Origin of the sequence: Providencia sp. PROV210, assembly GCF_028479445.1 — a bacterium.
GTDB classification, from domain to species: Bacteria; Pseudomonadota; Gammaproteobacteria; order Enterobacterales; family Enterobacteriaceae; genus Providencia; species Providencia rustigianii.
In genome coordinates, this window is the sequence record NZ_JAMPNQ010000012.1 from 33,986 (window position 1) to 54,582 (window position 20,597).

Below are 20,597 nucleotides of genomic sequence, written 5' to 3' on the forward strand. Positions count from 1 at the left end.
CGGCTAATGGTACAACTAAATGACGAAAAAGAAAACGATTGCGTCATTTTAATAGGCAATTTTGTCCTAACTAACTGATACTGTAGAGATGAAGATAATTGTCTGGAAATTCAATTGTTGAATTTAATGGCGGCGATTATACCGCCATTTTTCAATTCACTAAGACAGTGCGATCAGTTTTTGATGTCGCCAAAATAATAGCCCTCGTTTGGCTGACCGCTGATGAACTGCATTTTTATCACTGAGTTTTTTGGCTATTTGATTCGCTATAATTTCGACCGATAAGCACATAACAAAATAGATAAATGCAACAAAGAGAAAAACTTCTAGCGGATAAACCATTTCGCGGTTATTCACCTGGGTAGCTAAGAATGACAACTCTGCCACTCCAACAATATAAGCAAGGGAAGTATCTTTAATTAATGCCACCCATTGATTAATAAACGACGGCACCATCATTCTTAACGCTTGAGGCAGGACGATATACCCTAGCACTTGCCAGCGGTTAAAACCGAGAGACATTCCCGCATGCCACTGCCCTTTTCCTATAGCAAGAATGCCTGCTTTCACCGCATGCGCTAAGTAGGCAGACGTGATCAACGCTAATGCACAGACTACCGCTGTGATCCCTGGGATCTCCGTTCCGAGTACAACTGGCAATAAAAAATATGTCCAAAAAATCAGCATAATAACGGGGATCGCGCGGAAAAAACCTAAAACCGCAGCGAACAAATTTACCCAAAAACCGCGCAACATGGCTAATGCAATACCACCTAATGTACCCAATACAACCGAAGCTGCACCCGCCACTAAGCTCATTATTAAGGTTAAAGCCGCCCCTTCTAGAGGCCCATCAGGATAAGCGCCAAACAGTAAATACTGCCAGTTATCTTCTATGACTGAAAAATCCATTTTATACCCCCTGAGCCAAATTACGTTGTTGTCGCCACTGTCCCCAACCTTCCATCAACGCAATGATTGCGATGTACAACACGGTAGCCAAACCAAAGGCGGCAAATGTTTGTAAGGATTGGCTGTCTACTTGGCGCGAAACATATGACAGCTCAGCAACACCAATCGCCATCGTCAATGAGGAGTTTTTTACCACATTCATATACTGTCCAAGTAATGGTGGCAGGGCAATTTTGACCGCTTGCGGTAAAACCACCAGCTTCATCGCTTGCCATGACGTTAAGCCCAGCGCGAATGCCGCTTGTTTTTGTCCTTGGCGTACACCACGAATACCAGAACGTACTTCTTCAGCAATAAATGGCACGGTGTACAGTGTCAATCCAACAAACCCAGCTAAAAATTCAAATGATGGCCAGCTTAGCATCACCCCAAAAAAGTGGACTTCATGGGGTGTATTCAACCATTCCATCATCGATGCAGGTAAAATTTCTCCTGAGGCGAAATACCAAAAAAAGAGCTGCACCAATAATGGCGTGTTGCGGAAAATTGAAATATACGCGCTCACAAACCAGCGCAATGGGGCAATTTGGCTATCTCTTGCAGAGGCAACAATGAAACCTAATAGTGTGGCTGCAATAATCGTGCAGACGGAAATCCAGACTGTCAGCAAAAAGCCATAGCCAAACCACTCTAAATATTGTGGTGCTAAGAGATGCGCAGACCAGAAGTCACCGCTAAAAAATGTCTCAAACATAATTGTGCCTCTACATAACTAACAACCCCTGCGTGATTGGCAGGGGTGTTTGGAAAATCTCAACAACCAATAATGATTAAGATTGAGGTTGCTGCTGACTCAGTGGTGCAAATTTAAACTCTCCGCGAGGTTGAGCGGCTTTAGTTTCAGGTCCAAACCAACGGTTATAGATTTCGTTCGCTTTGCCCTGTTTTTCCAATTTCAGCAATGTTTCATTCACGCTTTCAACTAAGCGAGTTTCCCCTTTGCTTGCTGCCAGTGCTTGATACTCTTTTGTCAGGCTAAAAGGTGATATTTCAAAATCAGCTTTGACTTTTTCCGGTAAGTTACCTAATAAACCCACCAGTTTGGCATCATCTTGAGTGATCGCTTGGACATTACCATTACGCAGTGCAGCAAAGGCCTGTGGAGTATCATCATATGAAATGACTTTGGTATTTGGGAAACGTTCACGCAGAGTCACTTCCTGCACAGTACCTTTATCCGCACCAATACGCAGAGGAGCAATATCTTCAGGGATTTTCAGTACACCTTTACGGGCAATAAATTTTTGTCCTGTCGCAAAATCAGGAATGGAGAAATCCACCTGCTTTGCACGTTCGTCTGTGATCGTGAAGTTAGCGCCGATCAGGTCAACTTTACCAGAGGTTAGTAGTGGAATACGGTTGGCAGGGTTGGTTGGGCGTAGTTCTAATTTTACACCAAGGTCATCGGCGATCGCTTGGGCGATATCGATATCATAACCGGCTAGTTTTTTGGTTTTAGGATCAATAAATCCGAATGGGGGATTACTGTCAAAAACTGAAATGCGGATCACTCCCGCTTGTTTAATATCATCTAATTTGTCTGCGCTAGCGACATTCGCTGTCAGCGCCAGACCTGCAACTAAAAGTGCGGAAGTAAGAATACGAGCTTTCATTGAATACCCCTAACGGTAAATTTTTGTAAATCGACCATCACAAGCTATCAACTATTTCTTAGCACTTGAAATAATATTAAATAATATATTTATATCAATTTGGAATATATGGAGATATAAAAAAAGGGGTGAATATCCATCGGAGTGACCCCTAAAATGAAGCAAGATTAAGACTCTTATTGAGCCAAGAAGAAAGATGGTAAGCACGAATAGTGGCTAAGCCAAATACCGCCAACCTAGCCACTACTCGACGAAATACATTTTTTATTTGTTGGTAAGCATTTTGTCTAAATTATCCCCATCCACATGGCGGAAATCCTGACCTTTAACATAGTAAAAAATAAATTCACAAATGTTTTGGCAGCGATCGCCGATGCGTTCAATGGAGCGCGCACAAAATAGTGCCGTCAATACGCTAGGTATGGTGCGCGGGTCTTCCATCATATAAGTCATTAGCTGACGAACAATTCCCTCGTACTCTTGGTCCACCTTTTCATCTTCACGATAAATTCGGATAGCCTCTTCCAAATCCATACGCGCAAATGCATCTAAAACATCGTGAAGCATTTGGACTGTGTGTCGACCTAATGATTCTAGGCTAACTAATAATGGCTGATGCTGATGAGAGAATTTCTCCAGTGCGGTTTGGCAAATTTTATCGGCCACGTCACCGATTCTTTCCAACTCAGCGATGGTTTTGGAAATTGCCATAATCAAGCGTAAGTCACTCGCCGTTGGTTGGCGTTTTGCAATGATTTTGACGCATTCTTCATCGATTGCCACTTCCATCATGTTGACTTTGTGGTCATTGGCAATCACTTCTCGCGCTAGGGCCTCATCCTGATTATGCATCGCAGTGATCGCCTTGGTGAGCTGTTCTTCTACCAGCCCTCCCATAGTCATCAACTCAGTATGGATATGTTCCAGTTCAGCGTTGAACTGCCCTGATATATGTTTGTTGTGATTCAGCGTATCCATCGTCGGCTCCATATCAACCGTAGCGGCCAGTAATATAATCTTCAGTTTGTTTCATTTCTGGGGTGGTAAACATTTTGTCGGTATTATTAAACTCAACCAACTCACCCAAGTACATAAATGCCGTGTAATCAGAGCAACGTGCGGCTTGTTGCATGTTGTGGGTCACAATCACCACGGTATACTCTGATTTTAATTCAGTGATCAGCTCTTCGATACGCCCAGTTGAAATTGGGTCCAAAGCGGAGCATGGCTCATCGAGTAATAAAACTTCTGGACGAATTGCGATACCACGAGCAATGCACAGACGTTGCTGCTGTCCGCCAGAAAGGCTGTAACCGCTTTGGTGTAGCTTGTCTTTGGTTTCATTCCATAATGCGGCTTTTGTCAGCGCCCACTGCACTCGCTCGTCCATTTCCACACGAGATAATTTTTCAAACAGACGTACACCAAACGCGATATTGTCATAAATAGACATTGGGAATGGCGTAGGCTTCTGGAACACCATTCCGACTTTAGCACGTAGCAATGCAATATCTTGCTTGTCCGTTAGGATGTTTTGGCCATCCAGTAAAATTTCACCTTCAGCGCGCTGCTCGCCATACAATTCGTACATTTTATTGAAAGTACGCAGCAAAGTTGATTTTCCGCAACCTGATGGACCGATAAACGCGGTGACTTTGTTTTTTTCAATATCCAAAGAGATATTCTTCAGGGCGTGAAACTTGCCATAGAAGAAGTTAAGGTCACGAACTTTAATTTTACTGTTTGTAATGTCGTTTGCATTAATCATGGTTACTTCTCTCTATAAATCTTTATTCGTCTGGGATTAGTGTTTTTTCTGTGCAAACACTACACGCGCAATAATGTTGATTAACAGGACACATAAGGTGATTAGAAGAACCCCTGCCCATGCCAGATCTTGCCATTCTGAGAATGGACTCATCGCAAATTTAAAAATCGTCACGGGTAAGTTAGCAATTGGCTCGCTCATGTCGGTGCTCCAGAATTGGTTCGACAGAGAAGTAAACAGCAGCGGTGCGGTTTCCCCCGCAATACGCGCGATTGCCAGCAAAATACCGGTGATAATCCCAGATACAGATGCTTTTAATGTAATCGATAAAATCATTTTCCACTTCGGTGTGCCCAGAGCATAAGCAGCTTCTCGTAGGCTATCCGGTACGAGCTTCAACATGTTTTCTGTCGTACGGATAACAATTGGAATTTGCAGTAATGCCAGCGCAATCACACCAGCCCAACCGGAGAAGTGCTGCATTTGAGCGACCACAATGGTGTAGACGAACAAACCCACCACAATCGAGGGCGCAGATAACAAAATATCGTTAATAAAACGGGTAACAGAAGCTAGCCATGATTTACGACCATATTCCGCTAAATAGATACCCGCTAAAATACCTAATGGTGTACCAATCACTGTTGCCCACAGGATTAATAAACCGCTTCCCATTATGGCGTTTGCCAGACCCCCACCTTCCGTATTGGGCGGCGGAGTCATTTCGGTAAACAGATTGAGGGACATACCATCAATCCCTTTGGTTACTGTTGAGTATAAGATCCAAACTAACCAGAACAGGCCAAATGCCATTGTGAGCATGGAGATAACCAGCGCCATTCTATTGATTTGGCGACGCCACGCTTGGCGGCGAGCACGTTCTTGCTGGTTAACGGCGATAGGTTCATATGTTGACATACTAGCGGCCCTCATTCTTCGCAAGACGCATTACCATCAGTTTGGAAATCGCCAGAACGATGAAGGTAATTACGAATAGAATTAAACCAAGTTCCATTAACGCAGCGGTATGTAAACCACTTTCCGCTTCTGCGAACTCATTCGCCAGTGCAGAGGTAATACTGTTACCCGGCATAAACAATGAAGGACTATCGAGCTGGTAAGTGTTACCGATGACGAATGTGACGGCCATGGTTTCACCGAGTGCACGACCCAAGCCCAACATCACCCCCCCGATAACCCCATTACGGGTATAAGGTAAAACAATATTCCAAATCACTTCCCATGTAGTACAACCAATACCGTAGGCTGACTCTTTCATCATCACAGGAGTTTGTTCAAACACATCACGCATAACAGAGGCGATGTAAGGAATAATCATGATAGCGAGGATAATACCTGCCGCAAGAATACCAATACCGAATGCCGGACCAGTGAACAGCTCCCCAACAATAGGAATACTCGACATCACGTTGCCGACAGGTTCTTGGAAATATTCTGCGAATAATGGAGCGAAGACGAAAAGCCCCCACATACCATAAACAATACTTGGGATTGCAGCGAGGAGCTCAATCGCAATACCTAATGGACGTTTTAACCAGTTAGGTGCTAACTCTGTTAAAAACAGCGCGATACCAAAACTGACGGGTACGGCGATGATCAGAGCAATCAATGAGGTAACAATGGTGCCGTAGATTGGTACTAATGCACCAAATTGCTCAGCAGGAGCATCCCACTCTTTGTTCCACAAAAACGAAAACCCAAACTTCTGCATACTTGGCCAGGATGCAAAAATGAGGGAAACAATAATACCGCCGAGCATGAGGAGAGTAATTAGCGCGGCAATCTTTACCAGTGCGCTAAAAATCACGTCACCCGATTTGCTTGGGGCTTTAAATGCCGTTATTTTTTCGGCCATGCGCTTTGTTCTCATTCCATACCTACTTCACAGTAGGGTTACGTTACTACGGTGAATAAGCAGATGCTGTTCCTCAACATCCGCTTACCATTTTCCAACCCGAGGCTCACTTAGAACAGTGATTTACCTTGGCTATCTTTAACTTCTGTTTTCCATGCTGCGCGTACTGCGGTCACGACTTCTTGAGGTAAAACTGCATAATCTAATGCTTCTGCTTGTTTACCACCTTTTTCGTAAGCCCAGTTGAAGAAATCAAGAGCTGCTTTACCTTTCACCGCATCCGCTTGTTGCTTATGAACTAAGATGAATGTGGTTGAAGTAATTGGCCACGCATTCGCACCTTCACGGTTAGTCAGGTCTTGTGCAAAGGATTTTGACCAATCAACTTTTTTCGCTGCTGCGCTGAAGCTTTCACCAGTCGGTGATACTGGCTGGCCATCCGCAGAGATTAGCTTAGTATACGCAAGATTATTTTGTTTTGCGTAAGCATATTCTACGTAACCAATTGAGCCTGGGAGACGCTGAACGAAGGCTGCAACACCATCATTACCTTTACCGCCTACGCTGTTTTTCGGCCAGTTAACTGTGGAACCTGCACCAACATCTGATTTCCAGCTTGAGCTGACTTTCGCTAAGTAGCTAGTGAATACGAACGTAGTACCTGAACCATCTGAACGACGAACAACCGCGATGTTTTGGTCAGGTAATTTAGCATTCGGGTTTAACTTGACGATGGCTGGGTCATTCCATTTTGTGATTTTACCTAGGTAGATATCACCTAAAGTTGCACCATCTAACACCAGTTGGTTAGATTGAATGCCTTTTACATTAACCGCTAAAACCACACCGCCAATTACCGTTGGGAATTGGAACAAACCGTCTTCTTTCAGTTTTTCATCTGTTAATGGCGCATCAGATGCACCGAAGTCGACAGTTTTTGCATTAATTTGTTTTACGCCACCAGAAGAACCGATCCCCTGATAGTTAATTTTGTTGCCTGTTTCTTTTTGATAAGAATCTGCCCACTTAGCATAAACAGGAGCAGGGAATGTCGCGCCAGCTCCGGTCAGGCTGGTGGCAGCAAAAGAAGACATTGCAGTCATAGATAAAGTTGCTGCCATTACGCTTGCTAGGGTGGTACGCATCATTTTCATAATCCCTCCGGGGATGTATAGAAACAATCAAGTAGTAAATTAAAGTGTATGTCACGGTAGGGAAAATAGGACAATTTAGTTACGGCAACATGTCACATTTATGACGGTTTTATGACATTTGAGGATTTTATCGACGAAGAGAAAGGAAAACCGAGAAAGAAAAATAACTATTCCATTATTTTTCAATTAATTATAAGTGATCATGTGAATATTACAGTTTTAAAAATGACCATGATATATTGTCATAAATGACAAAAATTTTTTCTATTTTTCTATTTTTCTATTTTTCTATTTTTCTATTTTTCTATTTTTCTATTTTTCTATTTTTCTATACAGAATACTTTTCTACACAGCATATCTCTAAGTAGTTCGTGTTGCAGCTAGGCGGCAAACGAGTTAAGCCCTAGGAGCATACACAAGTATGTGACTAGGATTAACGAGCGCAGCCAACAACGCTGCAGCGCGAAATACGACGAGATATCAGTCTTCGCGTTCCTTTAGAGGGAGCAAAGCTCTAATAGCAAACCCGCCACGCTCACTTTTACGGATCTCAATATTCCCCTCGTGAGCATCAATAATTCTACGAATTATCGCCAGCCCCAGCCCTGTCCCGGTGTTACTACGGGCTTTTTCCCCTTGAACAAACGGCTGAAAGAGGCGGTGAATATCTTCGTCTTTGATCCCAGCACCATCATCTTCCACTTGGAACCAAACATAATCTTCATTCTTACCACTACTGACTTTAATCCAACCATTTCCGTAGCGGTATGCATTGACGATCATGTTGGTTATCGCGCGTTTAATTGCTAGCGGATTTCCATTGAAAATAACAGGGCCCGGCACAAGTTTCGTTTCAATTTCTCCGACTACATTAACTTCTGCCACCACAGCTTCATTGAGGATGGTATTGAGATCACAGAATTCCATATCCATCTCTTGACCTGTTTTCAGGTAAGACATGAACTGACCGATAATCGCATCACATTCTTCAATATCTTTATTGATAGATTCAGCCAGATAGCTATCTTCAGGACTCATCATTTCAGTGGCAAGACGAATTCGTGTTAACGGTGTTCGCAGGTCATGACTCACCCCCGCCATAAGGACGGTACGGTCATTTTCGAGGGTTTTGATACCGGCAGCCATATGGTTAAACGAGCGGATCGCTGCTCGCACCTCTGTCGCCCCTTTTTCCTGCATTGGCGGTAATATATGCCCTTTACCGACTTCACCAGCATGATATTCCAACTCTAATAAGGGTTTATTTTGATAGCGAATATACAACCAAACCCCTGCAAATATAGTGAGGAAGACGGTGAGAGTATAGCGAAAGACTTGCGAGAATTGATTTTGACCAATTTCAGTAAGCGGGACTCGCACCCAAATATCTGGTGCAAGATAGGAAGTTAACCATAATATCGGATACTCACGCCCAAGTTCAAGATGTACACTGGCCTTGCCGCCTAAGTATTCCGACATATTTTTACTAAGAAAATCATACTCCTTTGCCCAATTCAGCCCTTCATTCATAGCGGCTGAATGTGCATAAAAAGTAATACCTAATTCATTATAGATTTTCTTACGCAGCGCAGGAGATACCCGCACAGAGGTTCCATCTTGTAGAACCATTTTCTCCGTCATCAATGTACGCACTTCATACGCCAACACTTTATTGAACTGTTGTAAGCTAGGCATAACAACAAAGTTCAAAACGACCATATAGCTGGTCACAAGGCTTGCAAACAGTAGTGCTACAAATAAAAATAACGAACGAGAAAATGTACTACGTCGTGAGAACCTCAGTCGCTTCATGCTTTGCTTCCATCAGGAACAAACACGTACCCCAGACCCCAGACCGTTTGAATATAACGAGGATGGGCAGGATCTTCTTCAATCATGCGGCGTAAACGTGAAATTTGAACGTCAATTGATCGTTCCATCGCACTGTATTCACGACCTCTCGCTAAGCTCATCAGTTTGTCTCGAGATAAAGGCTCACGCGGATAAGATACCAAAACTTTTAATACAGCGAACTCACCGCTGGTTAATGGCATATTCTCCTCGCCTTGGAACATCTCACGAGTACCGAGGTTCAGTTTAAATTTACCGAAAGTAATCACGGCATCGTCTTGAGATGGCGCCCCCGGTAATTCGTTCGCTTGACGACGTAATACTGCGCGAATACGAGCCAATAATTCACGAGGATTAAATGGCTTAGGAATATAATCATCCGCACCAATTTCCAAACCAACAATACGGTCAACTTCTTCACCTTTTGCCGTGACCATAATGATAGGAATTGGGTTGTTTTGACTACGTAATCGACGACAGATAGATAATCCATCCTCCCCAGGAAGCATTAAATCTAATACGATTAAATGAATAGATTCCCGCGTTAGGATCCTATCCATTTGCTCAGCATTCGCTGCGCTTCTTACCTGAAAACCCTGCTCCGTAAGGTAACGTTCGAGCAGAGCACGTAAACGCATATCATCATCGACAACAAGAATCTTATAACTTTCCTGCATTTGTAGCCCCCAAAGTGTAGATCCTTCGAATTATTTTGCTCATGAAAATAAACAAAAATAATATTTATGCCACTAATTTATCACTAACCTTAGTTTTAATGAATTTTTTTACTCTTTAATTGAATAATGGCTTATAGCTAATTTCTAATACAAAATAGGTTACTTGCCCGCCCGGCGTGCTAACCACAACTTCATCATCAACCCGTTTACCAATCAGCGCGCGGGCTACCGGAGAATCGATTGAAATCCATTGCTTTGCCGGATCGAATTCATCTGCACCAACTAAACGAAAAATTCGGATATTTCCGTTATCGTCTTCAAGTTTAACCCAAGCTCCAAAAAAGACACGCCCCTCCTGACGAGGATCGGGTTCGACTATTCTTAATTGATCTAATCTTTTGGATAAAAAACGGATGCGGCGGTCAATTTCCCGCAATCTTTTTTTACCGTAAATATATTCTGCATTTTCTGACCGATCCCCCTGAGCCGCAGCTTCAGAGACGGATTGAGTCACTCTTGGGCGCTCTTCTTTCCAAAGATATTTGAGTTCTTTATCTAAAGCGTCCCAACCTTCACGGGTAATTAACAGGCTCTTATTCATAACATTAAGGGTATATAAAACGAATGATTATAGGATGTTATAAAAATTTATCTGCGACTTTCCTTGCATTAGATGGAAATTCTGTCTGGAAATTATGCCAACCACCAAGTATAACTGTGCAGTAAATTTTCACCGTTCTTTGAGTAGGTATTTAAACACGACATGAATGAAACTCTAAGCCAAATTATTGCAGCTGAACTGCGAACCCAGCCACAACAGGTACTTTCCGCTATCACATTATTGGATGAAGGTAACACCGTTCCTTTTATTGCCCGTTACCGTAAAGAGGTCACTGGAGGGTTGGATGATACTCAGCTTCGACAGCTAGAGAGCCGTTTAGGGTATTTGAGAGAGTTAAATGACCGTAAGCAAACCATCCTAAAATCCATTGAAGAACAAGGTAAGCTTACCCCGGAACTCACCTCCGCAATCAATACCACACTAAATAAAACTGAACTTGAAGACCTTTACCTCCCTTACAAGCCAAAGCGTCGTACCCGCGGTCAAATTGCAATTGAAGCCGGATTAGAATCTTTAGCTGACACCTTATGGAACGACCCGAGCCAATCTCCTGAAGAATTAGCACAGCGCTATATCGATGCAGACAAGGGCGTTGCAGATGTGAAAGCTGCTTTAGATGGCGCTCGTTATATTTTAATGGAGCGTTTTGCCGAAGATGCGGCCTTATTGGCCAAAGTTCGCGATTATATTTGGAAAAATGCCCACATTGTCTCGGTAGTTGCTGATGGTAAACAAACTGAAGGCGTGAAATTTAGCGACTATTTTGATCACCATGAGCCTGTTTCTCAAGTTCCTTCTCACCGTGCTTTAGCCATGTTCCGTGGACGCAATGAAGGAATTTTGCAATTGTCACTAAACTGTGACCCGCAATTTGAAGAACCGCCAAAAGAGAGTTATTGCGAAGAAATTATTACTCGCCATCTCGATGTACGTTTCAATAATGCGCCAGCAGATCAATGGCGCAAAGCCGTTATCAGCTGGACATGGCGCGTCAAAGTCTTATTGCATCTAGAAACCGAAATCATGAGCACCTTACGTGAGAAAGCGGAAGAGGAAGCCATTAATGTATTCGCACGTAACTTAAGCGACCTGCTCATGGCAGCGCCTGCGGGTATGCGAGCCACAATGGGATTAGATCCTGGCTTACGTACAGGTGTTAAAGTTGCGGTTGTGGACTCCACAAGCAAAGTGATCGCGACCGACACCATTTACCCGCATACTGGGCAGGCAGCAAAAGCCGCCGCTATCGTAGCCGCGTTATGTCAAAAACATAATGTGGAGTTAGTGGCTATCGGTAATGGAACCGCCTCCCGAGAAACCGAACGTTTCTTTGCTGAAGTACAAAAACAGTACCCTGATGTCACCGCACAAAAAGTGATTGTGAGCGAGGCCGGTGCATCAGTATATTCTGCCTCTGAGCTTGCAGCCCAAGAATTCCCAGACCTAGATGTAACTCTACGTGGTGCAGTCTCCATTGCTCGTCGTTTACAAGATCCCCTTGCGGAGCTGGTAAAAATTGATCCTAAATCTATCGGTGTAGGTCAATATCAACACGACGTTAGCCAAACCCAATTAGCACGTAAGCTCGATGCGGTCGTTGAAGATTGTGTAAACTCCGTCGGCGTTGACCTGAATACCGCTTCTGTTCCATTGCTTACCCGCGTTGCAGGGCTCAGTAAGATGATTGCCCAAAACGTTGTAGACTGGCGTGATGCAAATGGCCAATTTAATAACCGAAAACAGCTCTTAAAAGTGCCTCGTTTAGGACCTAAAGCATTTGAACAGTGTGCCGGATTCTTACGTATCTCCAATGGTGATAATCCACTAGATGCCTCGACAGTTCACCCAGAAGCCTATCCTATTGTGGAAAAAATTCTCGAAACTGTACGTCAGCCACTAAAAGAAATTATGGGGAATTCCCAAGTATTAAATGGCTTAAGCCCACGTGAATTTACGACAGAGCAATTTGGTGTTCCAACCGTCACTGACATTATCAAAGAGTTAGAAAAACCAGGACGAGACCCGCGCCCTGAGTTCAAAACAGCGACCTTTGCCGATGGTGTCGAAACCATGAACGACTTAATACCGGGCATGATCTTAGAAGGTGCGGTCACCAACGTCACTAACTTCGGTGCATTTGTGGATATTGGTGTTCATCAAGATGGGCTGGTGCATATCTCTTCTTTATCAAATAGCTACGTTGAAGACCCACACAAAGTGGTCAAGGCGGGTGATATTGTTAAAGTCAAAGTATTGGATGTAGATATTCCACGTAAACGTATCGCTTTAACGATGCGTTTAGATGAACAAGCCGGAGACAGTAATAACGCGCCCCGCAGTTCTGCCCCTGTACAGGATAAAAATGCACGTAAGGCACCAGCACCACGAGGCAATTCGCGCCAAAACACCGCGAATACTGGTAATAGTGCGATGAGTGATGCACTTGCCGCTGCATTGGGTAAAAAACGTTAATAACCAAAATGCTCTTGCGATTCTTTGCAAGGGCATTCATTAAATCTCACCCGAAAATAATTAATCACATTGACATTAATTTTTTGTATTTAATATTATTGCTAATATTAAATTAGCTAATTCAATTGGCTATCTATTCTTTTGTTTTATTTAATGACTTTAATTAACAATATTAACATTGTCTTTATTGTCTTAAAAACTCCGCAAACCAAATCTATTCTTGATCCACATCATTTAATGATAGCGAAAAAAGAGGCTAAATATACAACATGGTAGATGATTATGATTCTCATTGTTAATTAGATTTATTTTTATTTCCCACGCTATTTCTTTTAAAGATAACCACTTTATAATAATAATTATCAATATTATTCTTAATAACACTATCTATTGATTGAAAATGATAATATTCATTTCAATCAACGGAATAAACAGTAATTGGAAGGTACTATGTCCATACTTCCCCAATGCAGTTACAAAATACTTGGCTTTTCACCAGAGATCAGCCCAGCTTATCGCCAAAAACTCCTCTCTCTTGGCTTGCTACCAGGCTCGGTATTTAAAGTGGTACGTATCGCCCCATTTGGTGATCCCGTACAAATTGAAACTCACCGAGTGAGCTTAGTATTACGCAAAAAAGATTTAGCGCTCATTAACTTAGATGAAGTGCAAATAAATTAATAATTTATTAGATTTGTTCTGATAAAGATTTTTATTTTTACGACTGGCATACACTATGAAACCATTAACTATCGGCCTTATCGGTAACCCGAACGCAGGTAAAACCACGTTGTTTAACCAGTTAACAGGGTCACGTCAGCGTGTCGGTAACTGGGCAGGGGTCACCGTTGAACGTAAAGTTGGACGTTTCCACACTCCTGAACACAAAATTGAACTGGTTGACCTTCCAGGGACTTATTCTCTCACCACGATTTCTGAGCAAACATCTCTTGATGAACAGATTGCTTGCTACTTTATTTTAAGTGGTGAAGCAGACATGTTAATCAACGTGGTTGATGCCTCCAATTTGGAGCGCAACCTGTACCTTACCCTGCAACTTGTTGAGTTAGGGGTTCCCTGCATCGTTGCACTCAATATGCTAGATATCGCTCAAAGCCAGCGTATTGAAATCGATATCAAACAACTTGAGAAACAGCTTGGTTGCCCGGTGATCCCGATGGTATCAACCCGAGCTACAGGTCTTGAGCAACTCAAGCAAGCTATTGATAGCCACCCACAAAATAGCCAACAGGCGTTAGTGCAATACCCAGCGGAGCTACTCAAAACTGTAGATGAGCTTTCTGAAAAAATATCGGCTCAACAATTTAGCCTACAACAACGTCGTTGGTTAGCTCTGCAAATTTTAGAAGGGGATATTTACAGCCGTCAGCGTGCTAATGTCTCTGAACAATTACTGGCAGAAACTCGCTCTAACCTCAGAAATGCCTTACAAGAAGAACCTGAATTATTGATTGCTGATGCGCGCTATCAATCCATTGCTAGCATCTGTAATGCCGCTATCAATAATAGTGCCGCCGAACCCAACCGCCTCACTCAAAACCTTGACCGATTTATCCTCAACCGGTGGTTAGGGGTACCGATTTTCTTGTTTGTCATGTATTTAATGTTTGTGTTAGCGATCAATATCGGTGGTGCGTTACAGCCCTTCTTTGAAGGCGCCTCTGAAGCTATCTTCATTCATGGAATTCAATGGATTGGAGCAACATCAAACTTCCCTGATTGGCTCACCATATTCCTTGCCCAAGGTGTTGGGGGCGGTATTAATACCGTTCTACCATTGGTGCCACAAATTGGGATGATGTACCTATTTTTATCCATATTGGAAGACTCTGGTTATATGGCCCGTGCTGCTTTCGTGATGGATAGGTTAATGCAAGCTCTTGGTTTACCGGGTAAATCATTTGTGCCGTTAATTGTCGGATTCGGTTGTAACGTACCGTCTATTATGGGCGCAAGAACGCTTGATGCGCCTAGAGAAAGGCTAATTACCGTACTGATGGCACCGTTTATGTCTTGTGGTGCTCGTCTGGCTATCTTTGCCGTCTTTGCCGCTGCCTTCTTTGGTAAAAATGGTGCAAGCGTTGTATTTTCCCTCTATTTACTTGGTATTGTAGTTGCCATCCTAACGGGGCTGTTATTGAAACATACCCTGATGCGCGGAGAAGCATCCCCATTCGTTATGGAGTTACCGGTTTATCATGTTCCTCACCTGAAAACATTGCTGATCCAAACATGGCAACGTTTGAAAGGCTTCGTACTGCGTGCGGGTAAAGTGATTGTTGTGGCGAGTATTTTTATCGGAGCACTTAATAGCTTTTCTCTTTCCGGTAAGCCCGTTGATAATATTAATGACTCCGCACTAGCCTCCGTGAGTAAGGTCATCACCCCAGTTCTGCAACCTATTGGGGTTCACAGTGATAACTGGCAAGCAACTGTCGGTCTAATTACCGGAGCCATGGCAAAAGAAGTGGTCGTCGGAACCTTGAATACCCTGTACACCGCAGAAGCAATTACCGCAGAACCATTCGATCCTGAAGCATTTGATTTACTCGATGAGCTTGGATCCGCCGTGACTGACACATGGAATAGCCTGAAAGATACGTTCTCAATCAGTGCGCTGTCTAACCCTATTGAAGCCAGTATGGGTGATGCAGAGATGGAATCTGGTTCAATGGGCACCATGGCGGCTAAATTCGGTTCTGATATTAGCGCTTATAGCTACCTGATATTTGTTCTTCTGTACGTGCCTTGCGTATCTGTAATGGGAGCAATTGCACGTGAGACCAATAAAAGCTGGATGATGTTCTCTATTCTTTGGGGACTCAACGTCGCTTATAGCCTTGCAACACTGTTCTACCAAACAGCAACGTTCAGTGAGCACCCACAAAGTAGCTTGATAGCGATAAGTGCCGTACTCCTATTTAATATTGTGTTGATTGCTGTTCTACGCCGTGTGCGCAGCCGCGTTACTCTCAATATTAAATCTAAAACCGTGCAACAATGTTCCGGTTGCTCCAATAATAGTTGTCACTAAGGAATTAACGTGATGGTCAGCTTGCTACAAGTCAGAGATTTAATTGCTTTATATGGGCAAGCTGACATCACGTTATTAAGCACTCAACTCAATGCCCCTGCTCCATTGGTGAATGCCATGGCAGAAAAGCTAGTGAGCATGGGGAAAGTAGAAAAAGTAGACATCAGTGCCTGTTTAACAGGCACTAGCTGCAAAGGTTGTCCAGAAATTAACGATTGTTCACACTTCGTATATAAAATTAAATAGTCTTATTGAATTTCCTATTGAGTTAAAGAATCCTGACCAATTTTAATATTCCTCATAAAATTCCTAACCCTCATTAATTCTCATCCTTTTTTAAAAGTATTTTTACTTTCGCTATTTAGAATGGAGGTTACTAAGCATTAACCATTTGATATATATAGAGAGGATGTATATGAGAAATCAATCTTTATCCACATTTAGCCGTTCATTTATTAATCCATTTAAATCTAGACAACCCGCCACCCCTTCAATCCCTCAAACCAATACTAAGCAAAATATTGAAGCAAACTGCCTCTCTCGTAGCCTAGCAAATGTATTTTTAATCAATGAAGTATCAAACCATAATATTGATTTTTTAAGAGAAAGTCAGAGTTTATCCAGTTTACCTTCGTACGATGAAGCCTGCTCAAATCAATTACCTGGGCTGCTGACATACAGTGAAGCAACCCATTTACCTACATATACCGAAGCCAATCGCCCCTATGCGGCTTACGATACAGCAAATAATTTATTACCTTCATACGATGAAACTATCAGTCAATTTTCTACCTTAAAAAATGAATCTCCCGCTTTTTTACACACAATCTCTGCAATTAAAGATCACTATTTATCAATTAAGCATAACCAGCACCTGTTTAAAATAAGCTTACCGGCTAATTTCCACGGTAAAGAAGACGCAATAAAGTCAATCAATAAACACCGAATTGGAGAAGAGAAAAATAAACTCATTACTGACAAGAAAGAACTTCAATTTCAAAAATATAATAAGCAGGTTCATGACCTCGCGATTAAATATTTTAAATACCTGAGTGATGTAAATTATAAAAATACATTTGAAGGCAGAGATATTTATCAACACCCAGCATTACAAAATTTATCGAATAAATTTGCAGGCAAGTTACAGTCAACACACAAAATCAGTAAACAAACTACCCAACACCTGTTAAAAGCGGCTCATGAAACCATTATTAATAATGGATATAGCGGCCTTGCACAGCTTATGCAACACCATGGTTTGATCACTGAAACCCAGCAAGCAGGCGTTTATTTGCCGCAAGTCGATACCTTCAACCACATAAAAACAGTCCTCAAGCAACAAAGTGCGGATAATGCTCCCGCGATTTTTCTTCAGTTTATTGCTGGACAAGAAACTTATGCCACTAGCATTCAATCTCATCGGGGGACTAATCAAAAAGTCTTCAAGCTCGTTAAAGCAGATAATAGTGTTTCAGAATTTAAAGATTTCGCCACGTTTATTGAAGCATTAGAAACAACCCTCAAAGCTAGTAACCTCAAAAATGGCTTACCGCTGGATCGCGTTATTTTCCAGCAATATCGTCAAAAAAATGAACCAATAAGCCTACTCGACTCTTAATTTTCACCTTCTGCATAAGTCACTCCCAATACGGTGGCTTATGCGCTTTTGAGTATTCCACAATCTGAAGTTTCTCTGATTTATTATCCTTAAGATGCTTTTTAAGACTCACTTCATTTGAAAGTTCATCATAATGTCACCTCACCTGCCTCGCAATAGCGCTCATGCTAACCGTAAGGAGCTTCCCAATCATGTTGATTTCATCAATACCATTCCAACAAAACACATTAATTAACGATACCAATAGTCAGAAATGTATCAAAACTTACTATTCCAATAACCAAATACTCATCAATTCCGCGAAACTTTCTTTATCAAGGGGACTAACCAGTACTTTTCTAATCAATGAGGTCAATAATAAAGGAATTAGTTTTATTAATTTGTTGAATAAAAGCCGCATCCAATCCCATGCCACGCCACAAATAAATGAGCAGATCACAACTCAAGAACCTGTTGATAATAAAAGTTTCTGTAAGAAAGTTTTTCGTGAATGCCTAACCGAAGTTCTGCAATTTCAAGATTTTTATACTTCGTTGAAATTTTATAAACAATATTATGAAATGAGTCGTGAAATCGACTTAAAAGGCAGTAAAAATGTACTCAAAAAAATAACAGAGCATCAACAGCAAGAAGCAAGTAAGCCCCTTATTCAATTAAATACAACTCGCCATTTCCAATCGTATAATCAGCAAGTACATAAGCTTGCACGGTACTATTACCAAGGAATTAGTGATGGTGTTTATAAGTACACAAAAGAAGGGGATAAATTCCGTCATGACCAAGAGTTTAAAACACTCGAAAATCATTTTACTGATCACTCCAAACTAAAAGAACTGGTGGAACATCCCACTAACGCGTTAGCAAATCGCTTTCTCATTGCCGCTCATGCTGAAATGCGCAACAAGGAGTTTGGTAATTTTGATCATCTGTTGACGTTATATGGCTTAATCACACATTCAGATATAAACACACCCTATTTACCTCAGAAAAAAACCGTAACTCAGCTTAATTCTGATTTGCAACAATATCGACAACCCTCAAATTCATCAGCCATATATCTGCAGTTTCTATTTTCCAACGATACACTAGCTGCTAGCATCCAACCCAATTCATCAGGATCTGGGATGAGTTATAAAATTTTTGATACCCATAAAGAGCTTCAACAATTTGATGATTTCGATGGTTTTATGCAAAGCCTAGAAACCAAAATTGCTCAATATAATCATAAAAATAATCTACCGAGCAGTTTGGTTTATGTGAAAGCATTTCATCCGCAAGTCAATGAAGATACCTTAGTGGGCTCCTACCTGACGTTATAGTCAACCCTATCCCCATTAACTAAAAATCAATTAAATGAGCGAGCTTATGGCTTATCTAATTGATTTGAAAACTCAATTAAGTATTTAGAAAACTCATCAGGATGGGAAATAAAGGGAGCATGGGCGCTTTGGCGTATCATGACTGATTTGGACTCTGGATACATCTCATCCAATATCCCAACAATTTTACGCGGAACTAAACCATCTAAATAGCCATATATACGCAAGAATGGTATCGCTAGGTTTTTCAGCTCTTCACGTAAATCTTCTGTACGCAAAGACTCCAATCCTGCATTGAGCACATCAACCGTGGGTATGGGTTGTGCCAATACGACGGATTTCAAAGTACGAGCATCATCACGGGCACTCTCTGTACCTAGGGTTTGTAACGCTAAAAAACGTTCTACAGTACGTTGAAAATCCGCAGAAAGTTGCTTTTCAAAATTTAAAAGTACATCAGGTTTTATACCCGCCCAATTATCTTCAGCCCCAAAGCATGGGGAAGATGCCACCGTGATAAGACCTTTTACTTCCTTGGAATGGTCAAGAGCAATGCGACTGGCAACCAATCCCCCCAACGACCACCCTAACCAAATTGCATTTTTAGGTGCCTGCGCCCATAAAGTTTCTGCCATTGACTGAATATTCATGGGGCTAAAATTTTGGCTACGCCCATATCCTGGTAAATCAACGAGATGAATGCGAAATTGTGAAGCGATTCGCGGAATGAGTGTTTGCCACACTTGTGCATTCAGCCCCCATCCGTGCAGTAACACAAGATCTTGCTTTCCGTCACCTACCGTCTGCCAATATAACTGCGCCATGATTACACTCTCTTGCTATAGCTTTTATTGTAATTTCTCAATTGAGGATGAACCTATGCTAACAATGGAAGGGGGCTGTTGGCTATGCCATCAATCACTAAAATTACCCCATCAGGGCATTTGTAGTTTTTGTCTCAAAAGCTTACCGATGATGCCTCGCTGTTGCTTACAATGTGGCTTACCTAGCGAACAGCCTCATATTCCTTGTGGTCGATGCTTAAGACATCCCCCCGCTTGGCAACGATTAATTGCTGTTAGCCCCTATCAAGCACCACTACGCAAGCTCATCCACCATTATAAATTTCAGCGGCAACCTCAGTTGGCCTCTGCATTGACTCGAATTTTTCTGTTGTTTTGGCAGATGGGCTACCGTCAGCAACGCTGGAATAAACCCGATTTATTGATGACGATACCCGCTCATCCGCGTCGACGCTGGCGTCGAGGCTTCGACCACATGGAACTCATTGGCGATAGATTAGCCAGATGGCTAAATATTGGCTATTCGCAAAATTCATTACTACGCACTCGTGATACACTGGCACAAGTTTCCTTAGCACGTCATCAACGCCACAAAAACCTAAATCAGGCATTTACCCTTGAAACTTCTGTTTATGGGCTACACATAGCTATTATTGATGATGTTATTACAACAGGCGCCACAATGAATGCCGCTGCACAATTGTTGATTTGTGCGGGAGCGCATACTGTTGATGCATGGTCACTGTGTCGCACCTTGTAGGATAGGTGTAAATGGGCGTATTATAACCAACTAAAGC

General features: G+C 42.2%; 19 protein-coding genes. 7 read left to right on the forward strand and 12 right to left on the reverse strand.

Going from position 1 to position 20,597, the window contains the following annotated elements; all coding sequences use genetic code 11:
• Nucleotides 1-159: 159 nt before the first annotated feature.
• From PR761_RS09045 to greB, 11 genes are all read right to left on the reverse strand, one after another.
• Nucleotides 160-912: an amino acid ABC transporter permease gene (locus PR761_RS09045; protein ID WP_112835924.1), complete on the reverse strand. Its 753-nt coding sequence runs from the start codon at nucleotides 910-912 to the stop codon at nucleotides 160-162.
• A gap of 1 nt (nucleotide 913) precedes the next feature.
• The gene (locus tag PR761_RS09050) at nucleotides 914-1,666 is read right to left on the reverse strand and encodes an amino acid ABC transporter permease (RefSeq protein WP_006813820.1); all 753 of its coding nucleotides are present in this window, start codon (nucleotides 1,664-1,666) and stop codon (nucleotides 914-916) included.
• Nucleotides 1,667-1,742: 76 nt separating this feature from the next.
• Nucleotides 1,743-2,585 carry an ABC transporter substrate-binding protein gene (locus PR761_RS09055; RefSeq protein WP_115163858.1) on the reverse strand — a complete coding sequence of 281 codons (843 nt, stop codon included), beginning with the start codon at nucleotides 2,583-2,585 and terminating at the stop codon, nucleotides 1,743-1,745.
• 264 nt (nucleotides 2,586-2,849) lie between these two features.
• Nucleotides 2,850-3,563, reverse strand: a complete 714-nt coding sequence (phoU, locus tag PR761_RS09060) for a phosphate signaling complex protein PhoU (protein ID WP_039854596.1) — start codon at nucleotides 3,561-3,563, stop codon at nucleotides 2,850-2,852.
• A gap of 13 nt (nucleotides 3,564-3,576) precedes the next feature.
• Entirely contained in the window at nucleotides 3,577-4,353 is a 777-nt protein-coding gene (gene pstB, locus PR761_RS09065) for a phosphate ABC transporter ATP-binding protein PstB (RefSeq protein WP_006813823.1), read from the reverse strand.
• Between the two features lie 36 nt (nucleotides 4,354-4,389).
• Nucleotides 4,390-5,271, reverse strand: coding sequence for a phosphate ABC transporter permease PstA (pstA, locus tag PR761_RS09070; protein WP_039854598.1), 882 nt, complete (start codon nucleotides 5,269-5,271; stop codon nucleotides 4,390-4,392).
• A 1-nt stretch (nucleotide 5,272) separates the two neighbouring features.
• On the reverse strand, nucleotides 5,273-6,229 hold the full coding sequence (pstC, locus tag PR761_RS09075) for a phosphate ABC transporter permease PstC (RefSeq protein WP_006813825.1): 957 nt from the start codon (nucleotides 6,227-6,229) through the stop codon (nucleotides 5,273-5,275).
• A gap of 110 nt (nucleotides 6,230-6,339) precedes the next feature.
• The gene (gene pstS / locus PR761_RS09080) at nucleotides 6,340-7,383 is read right to left on the reverse strand and encodes a phosphate ABC transporter substrate-binding protein PstS (RefSeq protein ID WP_006813826.1); all 1,044 of its coding nucleotides are present in this window, start codon (nucleotides 7,381-7,383) and stop codon (nucleotides 6,340-6,342) included.
• Nucleotides 7,384-7,863: 480 nt separating this feature from the next.
• The gene (gene envZ / locus PR761_RS09085; RefSeq protein ID WP_039854601.1) at nucleotides 7,864-9,195 is read right to left on the reverse strand and encodes a two-component system sensor histidine kinase EnvZ; all 1,332 of its coding nucleotides are present in this window, start codon (nucleotides 9,193-9,195) and stop codon (nucleotides 7,864-7,866) included.
• A complete protein-coding gene (ompR, locus tag PR761_RS09090) occupies nucleotides 9,192-9,911 on the reverse strand; it encodes an osmolarity response regulator transcription factor OmpR (RefSeq protein ID WP_006813829.1) in 720 nt (239 codons plus the stop codon). The genes envZ and ompR overlap by 4 nt, the downstream gene beginning before the upstream one ends.
• Nucleotides 9,912-10,026: 115 nt before the next feature.
• Nucleotides 10,027-10,512, reverse strand: a complete 486-nt coding sequence (greB, locus tag PR761_RS09095; RefSeq protein WP_006813830.1) for a transcription elongation factor GreB — start codon at nucleotides 10,510-10,512, stop codon at nucleotides 10,027-10,029.
• 162 nt (nucleotides 10,513-10,674) lie between these two features.
• Here greB and PR761_RS09100 point away from each other — a divergent pair, with 162 nt between their 5' ends.
• From PR761_RS09100 to PR761_RS09125, 6 genes are all read left to right on the forward strand, one after another.
• Entirely contained in the window at nucleotides 10,675-13,005 is a 2,331-nt protein-coding gene (locus PR761_RS09100; RefSeq protein ID WP_154610907.1) for a Tex family protein, read from the forward strand.
• Between the two features lie 450 nt (nucleotides 13,006-13,455).
• Nucleotides 13,456-13,686: a ferrous iron transporter A gene (feoA, locus tag PR761_RS09105; protein WP_006813833.1), complete on the forward strand. Its 231-nt coding sequence runs from the start codon at nucleotides 13,456-13,458 to the stop codon at nucleotides 13,684-13,686.
• 55 nt (nucleotides 13,687-13,741) lie between these two features.
• On the forward strand, nucleotides 13,742-16,060 hold the full coding sequence (gene feoB / locus PR761_RS09110; RefSeq protein ID WP_006813834.1) for a Fe(2+) transporter permease subunit FeoB: 2,319 nt from the start codon (nucleotides 13,742-13,744) through the stop codon (nucleotides 16,058-16,060).
• Between the two features lie 12 nt (nucleotides 16,061-16,072).
• Nucleotides 16,073-16,306: a FeoC-like transcriptional regulator gene (locus tag PR761_RS09115; RefSeq protein WP_006813835.1), complete on the forward strand. Its 234-nt coding sequence runs from the start codon at nucleotides 16,073-16,075 to the stop codon at nucleotides 16,304-16,306.
• A 169-nt stretch (nucleotides 16,307-16,475) separates the two neighbouring features.
• Nucleotides 16,476-17,678 carry a hypothetical protein gene (locus PR761_RS09120; RefSeq protein ID WP_154610908.1) on the forward strand — a complete coding sequence of 401 codons (1,203 nt, stop codon included), beginning with the start codon at nucleotides 16,476-16,478 and terminating at the stop codon, nucleotides 17,676-17,678.
• 191 nt (nucleotides 17,679-17,869) lie between these two features.
• Nucleotides 17,870-18,997 carry a hypothetical protein gene (locus PR761_RS09125; RefSeq protein WP_006813837.1) on the forward strand — a complete coding sequence of 376 codons (1,128 nt, stop codon included), beginning with the start codon at nucleotides 17,870-17,872 and terminating at the stop codon, nucleotides 18,995-18,997.
• A 44-nt stretch (nucleotides 18,998-19,041) separates the two neighbouring features.
• Here the strand turns inward: PR761_RS09125 and bioH are convergent, their stop codons facing one another.
• Nucleotides 19,042-19,821 carry a pimeloyl-ACP methyl ester esterase BioH gene (bioH, locus tag PR761_RS09130; RefSeq protein ID WP_006813838.1) on the reverse strand — a complete coding sequence of 260 codons (780 nt, stop codon included), beginning with the start codon at nucleotides 19,819-19,821 and terminating at the stop codon, nucleotides 19,042-19,044.
• Nucleotides 19,822-19,876: 55 nt separating this feature from the next.
• Here bioH and PR761_RS09135 point away from each other — a divergent pair, with 55 nt between their 5' ends.
• Nucleotides 19,877-20,560 (forward strand): hypothetical protein, encoded by a 684-nt coding sequence (locus PR761_RS09135; protein ID WP_039854606.1) that lies wholly within the window; start codon nucleotides 19,877-19,879, stop codon nucleotides 20,558-20,560.
• Nucleotides 20,561-20,597 lie beyond the last annotated feature (37 nt).